Below are 19,226 nucleotides of genomic sequence, written 5' to 3'. Positions count from 1 at the left end.
TCCTCACCGTTCGTCATCGTCGGGGCCGCCGTACGCGGCGTCTTCGAGTTCGCTCAGCACGTGCTCCTCCACCAGCTCCGCCAGGGCGGCCACGGTGCGGGAGACCAGGACGTCGCGGGGGGTGAGCGCGACGCCGAAGGCGTCGTTCGCGCGGGAGGCGATCAGCAGGGCGCGCATGGAGTCGCCGCCGAGCAGGAAGTAGTCGTCCTCCACGCCGACGGCCGTGCCCAGGGCCTGCGCCCAGATGGCCGCCACCGCCTCCTCGGTGGGCGTGCGCGGCGCCACCTGGGCGGCCCGCTGCTGCTCGGTGACCGCGGCCGCGGGCGCGGGGGCGGGCAGCGCGCGCCGGTCGGTCTTGCCGTTCTCGGTGAGCGGGAAGCGGTCGAGGACCACGAACGCCGAGGGGACCATGTACCCCGGCAGCGAGCGGGCCGCCAGCGCGCGCAGCTCGGCGGCGGTCGGCGGCGCCCCGGCGTCGGCGGCGGCGAGCAGGTGGGCGACCAGCCGCTGCTGCCCGGGTTCGTCCTCGCGGACGCTCACCACCGCGTCCAGCACGCCCGGGTGGCGCACCAGCGCCGCCTCCACCTCGCCCGCCTCGATCCGGTGGCCGCGCAGCTTGAGCTGGTGGTCGGCGCGGCCCAGGTAGTGCAGCTCGCCGCCGGAGTCGCGGCGGACCAGGTCACCGGTGCGGTACATGCGGCTGCCGGGCGGCCCGAACGGGTCGGCGGTGAACCGGGCGGCGGTCAGGCCGGGACGTCCCAGGTAGCCCCGGGCCAGCGCCGGTCCGCTCAGCCACAGCTCGCCCGGGGCGTTGTCGGGGACCGGCCGCAGCCGGGCGTCCAGCAGGTAGGCCCCGGTGGCGGGCAGCGGGCGGCCGATCGGCGGCGCGGCGCCGTCCGCCGTCAGCGGGGCGGACCAGGCGGCGACCACGGTGGCCTCGGTCGGCCCGTAGGAGTTGACCATCCGGTGGTGCGGGGCCCAGCGGGCGACCAGGTCGGCGCCGCAGGCGTCGGCGCCGACGATCAGCGTCTTCAGCGCGGGCAGCGTCGCCGGGGAGTCGGACGGCAGGGTGGCCAGCGCGGCCGGCGGCAGCAGGGTGTGGGTGATCCCCTCCGCCCGCAGCACCTCGGCCAGTGGCGCGCCGAGCAGCGGGCCGGGGGCGGGCACCACCAGCCGGGCGCCGTGCGGCAGCGCCAGGCACAGCTCCAGCACCGAGGCGTCGAAGCTGGGGGTGGCGAAGGCCAGCACCCGGTCGCCCGGCGCCACCTGGTAGTGCGCCGCCTCGGCCGCGGCGAACGCCGCCAGACCGCGGTGGGTGACCACGACGCCCTTCGGGGTGCCGGTGGATCCGGAGGTGTAGATGACGTACGCCGGGTCGTCCAGGTCGAGCGGGCGGGTCCGGTCGGCGTCGGTGGGCCGGTGGTCGGGGACGCCGCCCGAGGGCGCGGCCAGCAGCTCGGACACCTCCTTGGCGTCCAGGGTGAGCGCGGGGGCGGCGTCCCGCAGCATCAGCGCGATCCGCTCGTCCGGGTAGGCCGGGTCGACCGGCAGGAACGCGGCGCCGGTCTTCGCCACCGCCAGCTCGGCCAGCAGCATCTCCGCCGAGCGCGGCAGCAGCAGCGCGACCAGGCCGCCGGGACCGGCGCCCCGGGCGATCAGCCGGTGCGCCAGCCGGTTGGCCCGGGCCTCGGCCTCGGCGAAGCGGAGCTCCAGGCCGGGCGCGCTGAGCGCGGTCGCGGTCGGCCAGCGGTCCACCGCGGCCTCGACCAGGTCGGGCAGGGTGGCCGGGGGCACCGGGCCGAGCGCCGGGCGCGCCGCCGGGCGCAGCAGCCGGGCCCGTTGCCCGGGCGGCAGCACGTCGATGTCGTCCAGCCGGGCGGTGTCCGGCGCGGCGGCCAGCGCGGACAGGGTGTGCAGCAGCTGCCCGGCCAGCGACTCCGCCGTGTCCGGGTCGAAGCAGCGCGGGTCGTAGCCGAGTTCCACGCTGAGCCGCTCGCCGGGGGAGATGACCACGGTGAGCGGGTAGTTGGTGGCCTCCCTGGCGTCCAGGTCGCGCAGCAGCAGGCCGTGCGCGCCCGCCGTGGCGTCGCCGACCGGGTAGTTCTCGAAGACCACCAGGCTGTCGAACATCGGGGTCCCCGGCGGGAGTCCGCTCAGTCCGTGCAGCTCGGTCAGCGGCGCGTGGTCGAACCTGCGGTCCTCGGCCCTGGCCTCCTGCGTCGCGCGCAGCCAGGCGCCGCAGCGGGCGCCGCCGTCGACGGCGACCCGCACCGGCAGGGTGGTGATGAACAGGCCGACGACGGTGTCGGCGCCGGGCAGGTCGGCCGGGCGGCCGGAGACGGTGGTGCCGAAGCAGACCCGCCGCTCACCGCTCCAGCGGGACAGCAGCAGCGCCCAGGCGCCCTGGACCAGGGTGTTCAGGGTGAGCCGGTGCCGCCGGGCGAACTCCAGCAGCCGGTCGGTCGCCGCCTCGCCGAGCCGCTGCGACAGCCAGGTCCCGGAGCGGGCGGTGGCGTCCCCGGCGGGCCTGCGGTCGTAGGGCAGCGCGGTGGGCGCGGCCAGGTCCGCCAGCACGTCGCGCCAGTGCCCGGTGGCCCCGGCGCGGTCGCGGGCGGCCAGCCAGGCGGCGTAGTCCGCGAAGGGCCGCCGCTCGGGCAGCACCGGCTGCTCGCCCCGGGCCAGCGCGGCGTGCGCGACCAGGACGTCGGACAGCACGTGGAAGACGCTCCAGCCGTCGAGCAGCAGGTGGTGGAAGGTCCACACCACGCGCACCGCGTCCGGCCCCAGCCGGACCAGGGCCAGGCGCAGCAGCGGGGCCCGGTCCAGGGCGAAGGGTGTGGCCCGCTGCTCGCCGAGCAGCCGCTCCAGCTCCGCCGCGCGCGACCGCTCGGGCAGCGTGCTCCAGTCGTGCCCGGTGACCGGCAGCGCCGCCTCCCGGCGCACCAGTTGCAGCGGCACCGGCACGTCGCGCAGCGCCACGGCGGTGCGCAGCACCGGGGTGCGGTCGACCACGTGCTGCCAGGCGGCGGCCAGCAGCGCCGGGTCGCGGGCGCCGTCCAGGACGAAGGTGATCTGCTCGACGTAGAGGCCGTGCTCCGCCTCGTCCAGGCCGTGCACGACCATACCGGTCTGGGTGGGCGTCAGCGGATAGATCTCGGCCACCTCGCGCCCGGTGCCCGCCAGCCGGTCGACGGCCGCCTGGTCCAGCCGGGCCAGCGGGAAGTCGGACGGGGTGCGCCCGCCCGCGCCGGGCTCGGCGCAGTGCCGGACGATGGCCCGCAGCTCCGCCGCCGTCTCGGCCGCCAGCCGGGCGACGGTCTCGCGCCGGTGCACCTCGCCGGAGTACGACCAGGTGAGCTCCAGCCGCCCGGCGCTGACCTGCCCGAGCACGTCCAGCAGGTGCGGCCGGTCCGCGGAACGGTCCATCCCGCCGGTGAGCGGTCCGTGCGGGGCGTGCAGCAGGCCGCCCGGGGCGCCGTTCCAGTCCTGGCGGCCCAGGTAGTTGAAGCCGACCAGCGGCAGGCCCGGCAGCTCCGGGTCCGGCGCGGGCCGCAGGTAGCGCAGCGCGCCGTAGCCGAGGCCGCCGCCCGGCACCGCCCGCAGGCTCTCCTTGACCGCCTTCAGCGCCGTGCCGGTGTCCGCCTCCCGCGGTACCTCCAGCACCACCGGGTACATGGTGGTGAACCAGCCGACGGTCCGGGCCAGGTCGACGTCCGGGAACAGGTGGTCCTCGCGGCCGTGGCCCTCCAGCGCCACGGCCACCCGGTCGCGGCCGGTCCAGCGGGCCAGTACCCGGCCCAGGGCGCAGAGCAGCACGTCGTTGACGCGGGTGCGGTAGGCCTCGGGTACGTCCCGCAGCAGCCGCCGGGTCTCCTCGGCGTCCAGGCCGACGGTCAGCGTCCGCTCGGCGGCGGCGGTGTTGGCCCCGGCACGGTCGGTCGGCAGCAGCGGCGCGGGGTCCTCGACGGCGTGCCAGTGGGCGAGTTCGTCGTCGAATCCGCCGCCGGTGGTGTGCGCGGCCAGCCGCTCGGCCCAGGCCCGGAACGACGTGCTCTTCGGGCCGAGGTCGATCCGCCCGCCGGCCCGCAGCGCCCGGTAGCCGGTGTCCAGGTCCTCCAGCAGCAGCCGCCAGGACACCGCGTCCACCACCAGGTGGTGCGCGGCCAGCAGCAGCACCGGGCGCCGGTCGTCGGCGAAGCGGCACAGCGCGGCCCGCAGCAGCGGACCGGCGGCCAGGTCGAAGCTCCCGGCCAGGGACTCGGCCGCCAGCGCGACCGCGGGTCCCGCCGCCGCGCCGCCGGGCAGCTCGTGCACCCGCGGCTCGGCCGGACCGCCGGGGGCGGTGCCGTGCTGGCGCCATCGCCCGTCGCCGCTGCTGCCGCCGTCGCCGTCGCCGTCGTTCGCCGCGAACCGCAGCCGCAGCGCGTCGTGCTGCTCCAGCACCGCCGTCAGCGCGGCGCCCAGCAGCGCCGGGTCGGCGTCCGCCACCAGCTCGAAGGAGACCGCCTGGACGAACCGGGCCGGGTCGCCGGGAACGGTCTCGAACAGCCAGTGCTGGACCGGGGTGAGCGGAACCCCGCCGACCACCGGGCCCTGCTCGGCGGCGACCGCGGCGGGGGCCGCGGTCGGGGAGTCGGTCGCGGCGGCGGCGAGTTCGGCGACGGTCTGGTGGGTGAACAGCTGGCGGGGCGTCAGCGCCAGCCCGGCCCGGCGGGCCGCCGAGACGATCTGGATGCCCAGGATCGAGTCGCCGCCCAGCGCGAAGTAGTTGTCGTCCGCGTTCACCTCCGGCTGGCCGAGCACCTCGGACCAGATCGCGGCGAGCGTCCGTTCCGCGTCGGTGCGCGGCGGCCGGTCGCCGCGCCCGGCCGGGGCGGCCCACACCGGATCGGGCAGCGCCCGCCGGTCCAGCTTGCCGGTGGCGCCCAGCGGCAGCCGCTCCAGCGGCACCACCAGAGCGGGGACCAGGTGGTCGGGGAGGGTGCGGCCGAGGAAGGCCCGCCACTGCGCCGGGTCCGGCAGCCCGCCGTCGCGCGGCACCGCGTAGCCCACCAGCCGCCGGTGGCCGTCGTGCTCGACCACCCGGGCGGCGGCGGCCGACACCCGCGGGTGGGCGGCCAGCGCGGCCTCCACCTCGCCGAGCTCGATCCGGAAGCCGCGCACCTTCACCTGGTCGTCGGTGCGGCCGAGGTAGACCAGGTCGCCGTCGGCGGTCCAGCGGGCCAGGTCGCCGGTGCGGTACATGCGCCGACCGGGCGGACCGTAGGGGTCGGCCGGGAACCTGGACGCGGTCAGGCCGGGGCGGCCCAGGTAGCCGCGCGCCACGCCGGTTCCGGCCAGGAACAGCTGCCCGGGCACGCCCACCGGCACCGGGCGCAGCCGGTCGTCCAGCACGTAGGCCCGGGCGCCGCCGACCGGTCGGCCGATCGGCGGGTCGCGGTCGGGGTCGGCCGGGTCGCAGCCGAAGGCGGTGGCGTAGACGGTGGCCTCGGTCGGGCCGTAGATGTTCAGCACCCGGCAGCCGGGTATCGCCGCGCGCACCTGGCGGACGGTCCGGGCGGGCAGGCCCTCGCCCGCGAGCACCACCGTGTCCGCCGTCACCCGCACCGCGTCCTCCGCCAGCAGCCGCTCCAGGGCCGAGGGCACCGCGCTGAGCAGGCCCGCGCGCCACGGCTCGGCCCGCTCGGCCAGGGCCAGCAGGTCGCGGACGAGTTCCACGCAGCCGCCCGCCAGCAGCGGCGCGAAGATCTCGAACACCGACACGTCGAAGTTCAGCGAGGTGGAGGCCAGCACGTGGGCCAGCCCCCGGCCGCCGAACTCGGCCGCCGCCCAGTCGGTCAGGGCCAGCACCGAGGACTGGGCGACCACGACGCCCTTCGGACGGCCGGTCGAACCCGAGGTGTGGATCACGTACGCGGGGTGCTCCGGCAGCAGCGGCCCGGACCGCTCGTCGTCGCCGAGGTCGGCGGCCGAGGCGGCGGCCAGCCGCGCGGCGCAGTCGGGGTCGTCCAGCAGGATCCGGGTGAACGGTCCCCGCGGCAGCCGGTCGGCCGTCCCGGCGCCGGTGACCACGGCGTCCGGCCGCACGTCCGCGAAGAGGAAGGCGATCCGGTCGGCCGGGTATCCCGGGTCCACCGGCAGGTAGCCGGCGCCGCTCTTGAGCACCGCCAGCAGTGCCACCACCAGGTCGGCGGTGCGCGGCAGCGCCAGCGCGACGAAGCGCTCCGGTCCGGCGCCCGCCGCGACCAGCAGCCGGGCCAGCCGGTTGGCCCGCTGGTCGAGCTCCCGGTAGCTGAGCAGCTCGGAGCCGCAGCGGACGGCCGGGGCGTCGGGGGTGGCCGCGGCCCGGCGGCCGAACGCCTCGGCCAGGGTGCGCCGCGGGGCGTCGGCCACCGTTCCGCCGAATCGTTCCAGCAGCTCGCGTCCGCGCTCCGGCTCCACCAGCGGCAGCTCCGCCGGTGTCCGGTCGAGACCGGCCGCCATGCCCGCCAGCAGCGTCCGCAGGCCCGCGCCGAGGCCCGCGACGGTCGCGGCGTCGAAGGCGGCGGGGTCGTAGTCGAGGTTGACCGACAGCGTGTCGCCCGGCGCCACCACCACGCTGAGCGGGTAGTTGGTCGGTTCCACGTCGCGTTCCTGCTCCATGCCCAGGCCGTGCCGGGCGATCGCGTCCGCGTCGAACGGGTAGTTCTCGAAGACCAGGATGCTGTCGAACAGGTTGGTCCCGCCGGGCACCTCGCTCCAGGTCTGCACCTGCGCCAGCGAGACGAAGTCGTGCCGCCGGGACTCCGACTGGGCGGCCTGCAGTTCGCTCAGCCAGTCCCGCAGCGGGGCCCGTCCGTCGATCCGCACCCGGGTCGGCAGGGTGTTGATGAACAGGCCCACCATCGAGGTCACGCCCGGCAGTTCGGCCGGGCGGCCGGAGACGATGGTGCCGAACACCACGTCGTCACCGCCGCCGTAGCGCTGTAGCAGCAGCGCCCAGGCGCCCTGCAGCACGGTGTTGACGGTCAGCCCCGCCTGCTGGGCGGTCTCCCGCAGCCGCGCCGACAGCTCGGCGTCCAGGCTCACCCGCACCGACGCGGACGAGGAGGCGCGGTGCGCCTCGGCGGGCCGCCGGTCCCGGGGCAGCCCGGTGGGCGCCGGGAACCCGGCCAGCGTCTCCCGCCAGTACCGCTCGGCCCGGGCCCGGTCCTGACCGGCGAGCCAGCGCAGGTAGTCGCCGAAGGGCGGCCGCTCGGGCAGCCGCGGCTGCCGTCCCGAGGCCAGCGCGGCATAGCGCTCGCACACCTCGTCGAAGACCTGGGCCGCGCTCCAGCCGTCGAGCAGCACGTGGTGGAAGGTCCACACCAGCCGCACCCGGGTCGGCGACAGCCGGATCAGGGCCAGCCGCATCAGCGGAGCGGCGGTCAGGTCGACGCCGCGCCGCCGGTCCTCCGCCAGCAGCCGCGCCATCTCCGGCCCGTCGGGCTCCGCCGACCGCCCGCCCCAGTCGTGCCGGGCCACCTCCAGGGCGGCCCGCCGCTGCACCACCTGGACCGGCTCGGCGGTCTCCTGCCAGGCCAGCCGGGTGCGCAGGACCGGGTTGGCGTCCACGGTCCGGCGCCACGCCTCGGCCAGCGCGTCCGGGTCGGTGACCCCGGTCAGCACCAGCTGCACCTGGTTGAGGTAGCTGCCACCGGCCGGGTCCAGCAGGCTGTGGAAGAGCATCCCGGCCTGCATCGGCGTCAGCGGGTAGACGTCCGCCACCGCGCGTCCGTCACCCACCACCCGGTCCACGCCCGCCTGGTCGAGCCGGGCCAGCGGGAAGTCGGCGGGGGTGCGGCCGCCCGCGTCCGGGAGGGCGCAGTGCGCGACGATCTCCTCCAGCGCCCGCAGCATGCCCTCCGCGAGCCCGGTGACGGTCCGCTCGTGGTGCAGCCGGTCGCTGTAGTACCAGCTGATCTCCAGCCGGTCCCGCTCCACCCGGGCCACCACGTCCAGCAGGTGCGGGCGCGCGGTGCCGGGCGCCTCGGCGCCGTCGAGGCCGCCGGGGACCGCGCCGACCAGGGCCGCGCCGGGCGCCGACCAGTCGAACCGCCCCAGGTAGTTGAAGCTGACACCGGGGGTCGCCGCGTCCGCGAGCCCGGGATCCCGGGCCAGGTGGCGCAGCGCGCCGTAGCCGAGACCGCGCTGCGGCACCGCCCGCAGCTGCTCCTTGACCGACTTCAGCGCGGCGCCCCAGTCCCCCTCCGGGACCTCCAGCGCGACCGGGAACAGGGTGGTGAACCAGCCGACCGTGCGGGACAGGTCGACGTCCTCGAACAGCTGGTCCTCGCGGCCGTGCCCCTCCAGGCCGACGGCGACGGTGCGCCGTCCGGTCCACCCGGCGAGCACCCGGCCGAGGGCGGTCAGCAGGACGTCGTCGATCCGGGTGCGGTAGACCCCGGGCACCTTGCGCAGCAGCTGGTCGGTGCGCTCCCGGTCCAGGACGACCGTCACCGCCCGCAGGTCGGCGCCGGTGTTGCCGCCGTCGCCGTCGCCGTCCACCGGCAGCGGCGCCGCGCAGTGCCGGGCGACGGCCCGCCAGTGCGCCGACTGGTCGGCGAAGCCGCCGTTCCCAGTGTGCTCGTGCAGCCTGCGGGTCCACTCCTGGACGGAGCTGGTGCGCGCGGGCAGCCGCAGCGGCCGTCCGTCCGTGGCCTGCCGGTAGGCGGTCTCCAGGTCCTCCAGCAGCACCCGCCAGGAGACGCCGTCGACCACCAGGTGGTGCGCCGTCAGCAGCAGCCGGGCGGGCCGGGCCCCGTCGCCGGTGAACAGCCGGGCGGTGAACAGCGGCGGGGAGTCCAACCGGAACCCGGCCTGCGCGGCCGCGGTCACCCGCGCCTCGGTCTGCTCGGCCGCCGCCGGATCCAGCCCGCCGAGGTCGCAGACCCGCAGCAGCTCCGGCGGGGCGGCGTCGGCCGGGGCGCAGTGCTGCCGCCAGGCCCCGTCGGCGTCGGCGGTGAACCGGCAGCGCAGCGCGTCGTGGTGCGCCCACAGGGCGGTCAGCGCCCGGCGCAGGACCTCCGGATCGACCTCGCCCGGCGCCGCCACCAGCACCGACTGGTTGAAGTGGGCGGCCTGCGTCGGCTGCGGGTCCAGGAACCAGTGCTGGACGGGGGTGAGCCGGACCTCGCCGTGGACCGGCCCGGTACCGGCGACGGACCCGGCGGTGCCCGCAGCGGCAGCCAGCGCGGCGACCGTGGGGTGCCGGAACAGGTCGCGCGGGCTCAGCGCGAGCCCGGCCGCCCGGGCCCGGGAGACCACCTGGATGCTGAGGATCGAGTCGCCGCCCAGCATGAAGAAGTTGTCGTCGACGCCGACGCGCTCCACCCCGAGCAGCTCCGCCCAGATGGCGGCGAGGACCCGCTCGGTCCCGGTGCCCGCCGGGCGGTACGCGCTGTCCCCGGCGGCCGACCAGTCGGGCGCGGGCAGCCGCCGCCGGTCCACCTTGCCGTTGCCGGTCAGCGGCAGCTCCGGCACGGTGACGAACGCGGCGGGCAGCATGTAGTCCGGCAGGTCGGCCGCCAGGTGCGCGCGCAGCGCCGAGGCGGACGGCGCCGGGCCGCCGCCGACCGGCACCAGGTGGGCGACCAGGCGCTTGCGTCCGGCGTCCTGGTCCAGCGACACGACCGCCTCGGCGACGCCCGGGTGCGCGGTCAGCCGCGCCTCGATCTCGGCGGGTTCGATCCGGAACCCGCGGATCTTGACCTGGTCGTCGGCGCGGCCGACGAAGTGCAGCTCGCCGTCGTCGCTCCAGCGCACGGTGTCGCCGGTGCGGTACATCCGGCCGCCGGGCGGACCGAAGGGGTCGGCGAGGTAGCGGGCCGCGGTCTCCCCGGGCCGCCCCTGGTAGCCCCGGGCCAGACCGGCCCCGGCGAGGTACAGCTCCCCGGTGATGCCCGGCGGCTGCGGCTGGAGCGCCGCGTCCAGCACGTACGCCCGGGTGTTGTCCAGCGGGCGGCCGATCGGCAGCACGGCGGGCAGCGGGTCGCCGGAGCGGAAGACCCGGCGGGTGGCGAAGGTGGTGGTCTCGGTCGGTCCGTAGCCGTCGACCACGGTCAGTCCGGGGCAGGCCTCCAGCACCCGGCGGACGACCGCGCCGGGCACCGCCTCGCCGCCGGTCCAGACCTCCCGGGCGCCGCGCAGGCAGGCCGGGTCCTCCTGGGCGAGCAGCCGGAACAGGCCGACGGTCAGCCACAGGCAGCGCACGCCCTGCTCGGTGACGGCGCGGCGGACCACGGCGGCGTCCAGCTCCGTCGGCGGGGCCAGCACGGCGGTGCCGCCGCGCAGCAGCGGCACCCACACCTCGTAGGTGGCGGCGTCGAAGGCGTGCGGGGAGTGCACCAGCACCCGGTCGTGGCCGCTGAAGGCCCGGTCCCGGGCGAGCGCGGCGACGTCGCGCTGGCGCACCGCGACGCCCTTGGGGACGCCGGTGGAGCCCGAGGTGAACATCAGGTACTGGAGGTTGTCGGGATGCACCGCCGGGGCGGCCGGGGCCGCTCCGGGCCGGGGCGCGGGCAGCGGGCCGTCGAGCCGCAGCACCCGGCCGGGGAGCAGGGCCTCCGCGGTCTCCGCCCACCGCGCGTCGGTGAGCAGCAGCTCCGCGCCGGTCTCGGCGAGCATCCGGCGCAGCCGCTCCCGGGGCGCCCGGCCGTCCAGCGGCAGGTACACCCCGCCGGTGCGGACCAGTGCCAGCTGCGCCTCGATCAGCCCGACGGAACGGTTCAGCAGCACCCCGACCGGCCGCTCCACCCGGACCCCGAGCGCCAGCAGCCGGTCGGCCAGGGCGGCGGCGCGGGCGTCCAGCTCCCGGTAGCTGACCCGCTCGGCACCGGCCTCCAGGGCGGTCGCGTCGGGAGTGCGGCGCACCTGCTCGGCGAAGAGCTCGGCGACGCTGCGCTCGGGGAGGTCGACGGCGGTGTCGTTCCAGCCGTGGAGCACCCGCGCGCGGCCGTCGGCGGTGAGCGACGGCAGCCGCGCGGGCGGGAGTTGCCCGCCCTCGGGCATGCCCGCGAGCAGTACGGTGAGCTGCCCGGCCATCCGCCGCACGGTGGCGGCGTCGAACAGCTCCGGGTCGTAGCAGAGCCGCAGGTCCAGCTCCGGACCCGGGTAGGCGACCAGGCTCAGCGGGTAGTTGGTGGTCTCGATGCCGTCCAGGCCGCTCAGGCCCAGACCGTGGGCGGCGGCCAGGTCGTCGTCCACCGGGTAGTTCTCGAAGACGACGATGCTGTCGAACAGCGCGACCCGCTCGGGCAGGCCGGTGAACGTCCGGATCCGGGTGAGCGGCACGTAGTCGAAGCGCCGGTCCTCGCTCTGCTCGTGCTGCAACCGACGGAGCCAGTCCAGCAGGGTGCCGTCGCCCGCGATGGTGGTGCGGGTGGGCAGGGTCGTGATGAACAGGCCGGTCATCGCCTCGGAGCCGGGCAGCTCGGCCGGCCGCCCGGACACGGTGGTGCCGAACACCACCTCGTCCAGGCCCGCCTGACGCCCGAGCAGCAGTGCCCACGCGCCCTGGACCAGGGTGTTCAGGGTCAGCCCCGAGGTCCGGGCGAGCTGCTCCAGCGCCCGGGTGGCGGCGGCGGGCACGGTCGCCCGGACCGCCTGGCTGGACTCCGCGCGGTGGGTCTCCCGCGGCTCGCGGTCCCAGGGCAGCGGGGTGGCCTCGGCCAGCCCGGAGAGCCGGTCCCGCCAGTGCCCTTCGGCGCGGGCCCAGTCGCGGCCGCCCAGCCAGGCCAGGTAGTCGCGGTAGGGGCGGCGGTCCGGCAGGGCGACCGGGGCGTCCGGTCCGTGCGCGGACAGGGCGCGGTGGGCGGTGAAGACGTCCGACAGCACCTGGAACAGGCTCCAGCCGTCCAGCACCAGGTGGTGGAAGGTCCACACCACCTGGACGGCGGTGTCGGAGACCCGGGCCAGCGCCAGGCGTTGCAGCGGGGCCCGCGCCAGGTCGACGCCGCGCGCGCGGTCGCGGTCCAGCAGGTCGCCCAGGCGGGCGCGGCGGACGTCCTCGGGCAGGTCGCGCCAGTCCAGCCGGGTGACCGGCACGGTCGCCCGGCGCTGGACCACCAGCAGCGGCTCGGGCACGTCCTGCCAGGCGACCCGGGCGCGCAGCACCCCGGTGCGGTCGGTCACCCGCTGCCAGGCGGCCGCCAGCACGTCCGGGTCCGGGACGCCCTCCAGCACGAAGCCCAGCTGCTGGACGTAGACGCCGCTGTCCTCCTGGGAGAGGCCGTGGAAGAGCATCCCGGCTTGGGTCGGGGTCAGCGGCAGCACGTCCTCGACGGTGGCCGGCTCCCGGCCCACGACCCGGTCCACGGCCGCCTGGTCGAGCCCGGCCAGCGGGAAGTCGGACGGCGTGCGCCCGGCGGCGTCCGGCCGCGCCGCGTGCCGGGCGAGGTCGGCCAGCGCGTCGGCGAAGCCCTCGGCCAGCGCCCGGACGGTGCTCTCGTGGTACCGCCGGTCGGCGTAGAACCAGGTGAACTCCAGCGCGTCGCCGTCGAGTCGACCGACCACCTCCAGCGGGTGCGGGCGCTCCGCCAGCGGGTCGGCGTCCAGCCCCAGCGGCCGGAAGGTGCCCCGGGCCAGCCCGTCCGGGGCGTCCGGGAACGCCATCCGCCCCAGGTAGTTGAAGCTGATCCGCGCGCCGGTGCCGCGGTCGGCGGGCCCGAAGCGGCCCAGCGAGCGCAGCACCTCGTACCCCAGGCCGTGCCCGGGGACGGCCCGGAGCTGCTCCTTGACCTGCTTGAGCACCGTGTCCCAGTCCGCCCGCGCGGGCACGGCCAGCGCGACCGGGTGGCGGGTGGTGAACCAGCCGACGGTACGGCTGAGGTCGAGGTCCGCGAAGACCTCCTCGCGGCCGTGCCCCTCGACGTCCACCAGCACCCGCGGCTGCCCGCTCGACGCGCACAGCGCCCGGCCGAGGGCGCTCAGCAGCACGTCGTTGACCTGGGTGCGGTAGGTGTCGGGCAGGGTGCGCAGCAGCAGCGAGGTGTCCCCGGGGCTCAGCCGCACGGTCACCGAGCGGGCCGAGGCGTAGCTGTCGGCGCCGTCGGGCAGGTCGGCCGGGAACGGGTCGGGGCAGTCCGGGACCGCCTGCGACCAGTACCGCAGCTCCTCGTCGAAACCGCCCTCGGCGGCGTGCGCGCGCAGCCGCAGCGCCCACTGCCGCAGCGGCGAGGACTTCGCGGGCAGCGCGCCCGCCCCGTCGCCGCCGTCGCGGCGGGTCCGGTAGGCCCGGTCGAGGTCCTCCAGCAGCACCCGCCAGGAGACCCCGTCCACCACCAGGTGGTGCACGGCCAGGTGCAGCACCGGCGGTCGGCCGGGGCCGCGGTCGTGCAGCACCGCGCGCAGCAGCGGCCCGTGGTCCAGCTCGAACGGGCCCAGGTGCGGGGTGTCGGTGTCCGGACCGGTGTGCCGGGCCAGGACCGTCCGGGGCGCCCGGTCGGCGACCTGCCAGCGCGCGTCCGCGGCACTGTCCGGGTTCGGGAGCCCCGCGCCCCGGAAGTCGGAGCGCAGCGCGTCGTGGTGGCCGACCAGGTCGTTCAGGGCCTGCTCCAGCGCCGCCGGATCCAGGTCCTCGGGCAGCAGCATCGAGAGCGTCTGGGCGAAGTGACCGGCCCGCCCGGCCGCGCGGTCGAACCACCAGCGCTGGATGGGCGTCAGCGGGCTCGCGCCGGTGGCGGCCACCGTGGCGGCGGCGGTCGGCGGCGGACCTCCGGCGGCGTCCGCGCACCGGGCCAGCGCGGCCACGGTCTGGTGCTGGTAGACGTCCCGGGAGGTCACCGACAGACCGGCCTGCCGGGCGCGGGCCACCACCTGGATGCTCAGGATGGAGTCGCCGCCGAGCTCGAAGAAGTTGTCGTCGGCGCCCACCCGGTCCACCCGCAGCACCTCGGCCAGGACGGCGGCCAGCAGCTGCTCGGTGGGGGTGCGCGGGGCGACGTGGCGGGCGGTGCGCCCGCTCGGCCCCGGCTCGGGAAGCCGTTCCCGGCCGGGCCCCCGCGCCCCGGCCCGCTGGTCGACCCGGCCCAGGAACTCCAGGCCGTGCTCGGCGCTCCAGCGCACCAGGTCGCCGGTGCGGTACATGCGGGCTCCGGGCGCGCCGAACGGGTCGGCGACGAACCGGGACGCGGTCAGCCCGGCCCGCCCCGGGTCGCCATCCGCCGGGCCGCTCCCCGCCAGGTACAACTCGCCTGCCGCGCCCGGGGGTTGCGGGCGCAGCGCGCGGTCGAGCAGGTAGACCCGGGTCGGCTCGGTGACCCCGGCCGCCGCGGCGCGCCGGTTCAGCTCCGCGTGGTCCAGCCGGACCCCGTCCGGGGTGTCCCGCCCGGCGCGGGCGGGCTGGTTCCAGGCGTCGAGCAGCGCCCGCCCCTCGTCGTCGGAGAGCAGGGGCAACTCGGCGAGCGTCCGCCCGGGTCCGGCCGCCATCCCCGCCAGCAGCCGGTGCAGGTGACCGGAGAGCCGGGCCACCGTCGCGGCGTCGAACAGGTCGGTGTTGTACTCGACCGTCAGTTCGCAGCCGCCCGCGGCCTCCGGCGCGAACTCCAGGACCAGGTCGAAGCGGGCCGCCGGGCGGGGCAGCGGATGGTCCTCGAACCGCACGCCGCCCGCGCTCGGCAGGGCCGCGCCGGGCTGCTGCTGCACGACCAGCGCCTGGACCAGCGGGGTGCGGCCGGGATCCCGGCGCGGGGCCAACTCCTCGACCAGCCGGTCGAACGGCACCCCGGCGTGGACGAACGCGTCCAGCACGGTCGCCCGCATGCCCTCGATGAAGCGGTCGACGGTCAGCGCCTCGTCCACGTCGCCGCGCAGCACCACCGTGTTGGCGAAGAAGCCGGTCACCTGCTCCAGGTCCGCGCGGTCGCGTCCGTTGGTGACCGTGCCGAAGACCACGTCCCGCTGGCCGGAGTAGCGCGCGAACAGCAGCGCGGACACCCCGGCGAACAGGGTGAACAGGGTCGCCCCGCGTCCGGCGGCGAGCTGCCGCAGCCGGTCCAGCAACTCGGCCGGGAGGTGGTGCCGGTGCGCCGCGCCGGAGCTGGTGCGGATCGCCGGGCGGGGCCGGTCGACCGGCAGCCGCAACCGCGGCAGCTCGGACAACTGCCGCCGCCAGTAGTCGAGGTCCCCGGCGTCGGTGCTCCGGCTGCGCTGCTCCCACACCGCGAAGTCGGGGTACTGCACGGCCGGGGCGGTCAGCCCGTCCGGCTCGCCGGTGGCCTCCGCGCGGTAGAGCGCGGCCAGTTCGCGGGTGAGGACGCCCACCGACCAGCCGTCGGTGACGATGTGGTGCTGCCCCAGCAGCAGCAGGTGCTCCTCGTCGGCGAGGCGGACCAGCAGCGCCCGGGTGAGCGGCCCCTCCCGCAGGTCGTACCGGCGGCTGAGTTCGTCGGTCAGCAGCCGCTCGGCGGCCTCGGCGCGCTCGGCCGGGGGCAGCGCGCCCAGGTCGGCCGTGCGCAGCGGCAGCGCGGCCGTCGCGGCCACCCGCTGCCCGCCCCGGCCGTCGACCGTGGTGAAGGTGGTGCGCAGCGAGTCGTGCCGGGCCGCGAGCCGCCGCAGGGCCCGGCGCAGCGCCTCGGGGTCGGCCGGGCCGCGCAGCCGCAGGGCCACCCCGGTGTTGTACTCGCTGGTGCCGGGGTTGAGGTCGTCCAGGAACCACAGCCGCCGTTGGGCGCTGGACAGCGGCAGCGGCCCCGTGCGCGGGGCGGCCGGGATCGGTTCGGCCGGTTCGGCCGTTTCGCCCAGCAGCGGGGCCAGCCCGGCGACCGAGCGCGCGGTGAAGACGTCCCGGAGGGTGATCCTGACGCCCAGTTCCGCCCGGATCCGGGCGAGGATCCGGGCGGCCAGGATCGAGTCGCCGCCCAGGTCGAAGAAGTCGTCGGTCGCCCCGACCGCGTCCGCGCCGAGGACCTCGGCCCAGATCCCGGCCAGCGCGCGCTCGCGCGCGGTCAGCGGCTCGGTCCGTTCGGGCGCGGCCGGGCGGACCGGCGCGGGCAGCGCCCGCCGGTCGATCTTGTGCTGGGCGGTCAGCGGCAGCGCGTCCAGCACCACCACGACGGACGGCACCAGGTGCGCGGGCAGCGCCTCGGCCGCCGCCGCGCGCAGCGCCGCCGGGTCCGGCACCCGCTCCGGGGCGGCCGGGGTGACGTAGCCGACCAGGCGTTCCCGGCCCGGTTCGTCCTCGCGGACCACGACCACGGCCTCGCCGACGTCCGGATGCTGCCGCAACGCGGCCTCGATCTCCCCCGGTTCGATCCGGAAGCCGCGGAGCTTCACCTGCCGGTCCAGTCGGCCGAGGAACTCCAGCGTTCCGTCGGCGGTCCAGCGCGCCCGGTCGCCGGTGCGGTAGAGCCGGGCACCGGGCGGCCCGAAGGGGTCGGCGACGAAGCGGGCGGCGGTCAGGCCCGCGCGGTTCAGGTAGCCCCGGGCCACACCGTCGCCGCCGATGAACAGCTCGCCGTCGGCGCCGGGCGGCAGCGGACGCATCGCGGCGTCGAGGACGTACACCTGGGTGTGCGGTAACGCGCTGCCGATCGTCGGCGTGCCGCTGCCGGCCGACAGCGGCCCGGTCCAGGTGGCGACGATGGTGGCCTCGGTCGGACCATAGGAGTTGATCATGCGTCGGCCGGGCGCCCAGCGGTCGACCAGACCGGCCGGGCAGGCCTCGGCGCCGACGATCAGCGTGCGCAGCGGGTCCGGCGCGCCCGCGGCCGGTGCCGGGAGCGTCGCCAGCGCCGCGGGCGGGATGAGCGAGTGGGTGATCCGGTGCTGCTCCAGGACGGCGGCGAGTTCCTCGCCCAGCCAGGGGCCGTCCGGCGGGACCACGAGGGTGGCGCCGGACAGCACCGAGATGAAGAGCTCCAGGACGGAGGCGTCGAAGCTGGGTGAGGAGAACTGGAGCACCCGGTCGCCGGGGCGCACCGCGTAGCGTTCGATGGCGGCCCCGGTGAACCCGCCGATGCCGCGGTGGGTGACCGCCACGCCCTTCGGTGTCCCGGTGGAACCGGAGGTGTAGATCACGTACGCGGTGTGGTCGGGGCCGACCGCCGGGGCCGGGGGAGCGGCGTCCGTGCCGGTCCCCTCCAGGAGTCGGCGGACCTGGGCCAGGTCGTCCAGGGTCACCGCGGGGGCGGCGTCGGTGAGCATCAGCGCCCGGCGCTCGGCGGGATAGGCCGGGTCCACCGGCAGGAAGGCGGCGCCCGCCCGCGCGACCGCCAGCTCCGCCGCGATCAGCTCCAGCGAGCGCGGCAGGACCAGCGCCACGGTGCGGTCGGGACCGGCACCGAGCCGCACCAGGTGACCGGCCAGCAGGTCGACCCGGGACGCCAGCTCCCGGTAGGTCCAACCGCGGCGGCCGTCGGTGATCGCGGGCGCGTCCGGGGTGCGGGCCACCCAGGCGGCGAACAGCTCACCGAGCGTCGGGTAGCCCCCCGACCGGGTTGCGCCGTGCTCCGGCGGCCCGGCGGTGCTCCCGGCCTGCGGTGTGCGGGGCGCGAGTTCGGGCTTCTCGGGGCGGGCGGCCATGGGTGGGGTCCTTCCGGGTGGGGAGGAGGCGACGCGAGGGTGCGCGGGCGAGTGGGCGGCGCCGACCAGGGGAGCGACGCGGCGGGTGGGCGCGGCTCGCCCGGGTCTGCGCGGTGCTGCGAGCGGTGGGCTCAGGCGGGGGCGTGGTCGGTGCGGCGGGCCACGCGCCCGGAGATCTGCACCCGGTCGACCGCGCCGGTGGCGGGGTCGCGGTGGAACCGTCCGCCGGACTCGCGCTGCCCGGTGTCCGGGTCGACCAGGTCGCAGGACAGATCGCGGTAGCAGAGCAGCGGCAACGGCAGGTCGCCGTCCACCGACAGCGTCGGCGAGCCGTCGGGCTCCAGCGCGACGCGGTACACGGTGTCCCCGTTGGCGTAGGCGCCCACGCACTCGGGCAGCACGACGGGTGCGCCCCGGTTGACCGGTGGTGCGGTCGACAGCGGCACGCGGATGCCGGTCAGCCGGGCCAGCTCGGCCGCGAGGTCGCGCCAGAGCGCGGTGGCGGAACCGGAGTTGCCGGTGAAGGCGACCACGGCGCCGCTGTCGGGGTCGGCCCGCAGGTGGCAGGAGGTGCCCTGGGCGTTGCCGTCGTGGCCGCACCAGAGCGTGTCGCCCTGGCGGTAGAGCGCCGGTCCCAGCCCCCAGCCGTCCGCCAACGCGCCCGGCCGGGCGGCGGATTCGGGATGCCGCATCTGCTTGGCGACGGTGGGCGGCAGCACCGGCGGCAGGCCGATCGGGGTCCTTCCGACCAGGGCGCGGCCCAGTGCGGCGAGATCCGCGGCGCTCGCCAGCAGCGCTCCGGCCGGGGCCTCCAGCGGAGCCAGGTTCTGCTCGACGCGGCGGACCCGGCCGTTGGCGGTGTTGCGGGTGTGGCCGGCGGCGACCGGGCGGGAGGCCGTGGTGGTACCCAGGAACGCGGGGGTCGTGCCCAGGGGTTCGAGCAGCAGGGTGCGCACGGCCTCGTGCCACGGCATGCCGGTCACCTGCTCCACCAGCCGTCCGGCGGCTATGTACCCGGCGTTGGAGTACGAGAAGTCAGCTCCGGGTGCGAACAGCGAGTCCCGGGCGGTGCACACGGACGACAGATAGTGGGCGGTGGTGGTCCCGGCCGCGGTGTCGGAGTCCGGACCGGTAGGTAATCCGCTGGTGTGACTCAGGAGTTGACGTATCGTCACGTCCGGTGTCCGGCTCAGTTCGGGCAGGTAGTCGGCGGCCGGGTCGTCCGGATCGAGGTCGCCGTCGTCGGCGAGGAGCATCACCAGGGCGGCGGTGTAGGGCTTGGTGAGCGATCCCAGGGGCACGGCGGTGTCCGCCGTGACCGGTGCCCCGGTGTCCAGGTCGGCTGTCCCGGTGTGCAGGAGGACGGTCCCCGAGCCGGTGTCCAGGGCGAGTTGGGCGCCGGGAACCCGATGGCCGCGGGCCAGGGCATCGAGCCGGCTCTGTAACTCGCCGCGTAAGCGTAACGACGAGTCCTCAGTGACCGGAGCAGTGGTGGTGTACAGCATGAGAAGGCGAACTCCCGTTGGAATGTGCGCGGGCGTGGCAGGGCTGGGCAGGTCGAACCGGCCGGGTAGGACTCCGTGATCGCCCCCAGGCGAAGCCGGTGACCCGTGCGACGCACCCGTGCGAGACCCCCCGGTCGCCTGGCGTCAGCCAAGGTCGAGATGGCGCAGAACCAGCTCAAAGCA

The 19,226-nt window shown here is 76.9% G+C and carries 2 protein-coding genes; both read right to left on the bottom strand.

Annotated elements, in window-relative coordinates; genetic code table 11:
- Nucleotides 1–3: 3 nt before the first annotated feature.
- Nucleotides 4–17,538: a non-ribosomal peptide synthase/polyketide synthase gene (locus GXP74_RS22540; protein WP_182453054.1), complete on the bottom strand. Its 17,535-nt coding sequence runs from the start codon at nt 17,536–17,538 to the stop codon at nt 4–6.
- A 131-nt stretch (nt 17,539–17,669) separates the two neighbouring features.
- A complete protein-coding gene (locus GXP74_RS22535; RefSeq protein WP_182453053.1) occupies nt 17,670–19,043 on the bottom strand; it encodes a serine hydrolase in 1,374 nt (457 codons plus the stop codon).
- Nucleotides 19,044–19,226: the final 183 nt, after the last annotated feature.

This window comes from Streptacidiphilus sp. P02-A3a (genome assembly GCF_014084105.1).
GTDB lineage: Bacteria > Actinomycetota > Actinomycetes > Streptomycetales > Streptomycetaceae > Streptacidiphilus.
Note: the sequence above shows the minus strand (reverse complement) of the source record. Positions and strands in the feature narration are given on the sequence as shown.

Bases quoted from the DNA above. Each gene is read 5' to 3' on its own strand.
- GXP74_RS22540 (WP_182453054.1), bottom strand. From the start codon at position 17,538: ATGGCCGCCCGCCCCGAGAAGCCCGAACTCGCGCCCCGCACACCGCAG.
- GXP74_RS22535 (WP_182453053.1), bottom strand. From the start codon at position 19,043: ATGCTGTACACCACCACTGCTCCGGTCACTGAGGACTCGTCGTTACGC.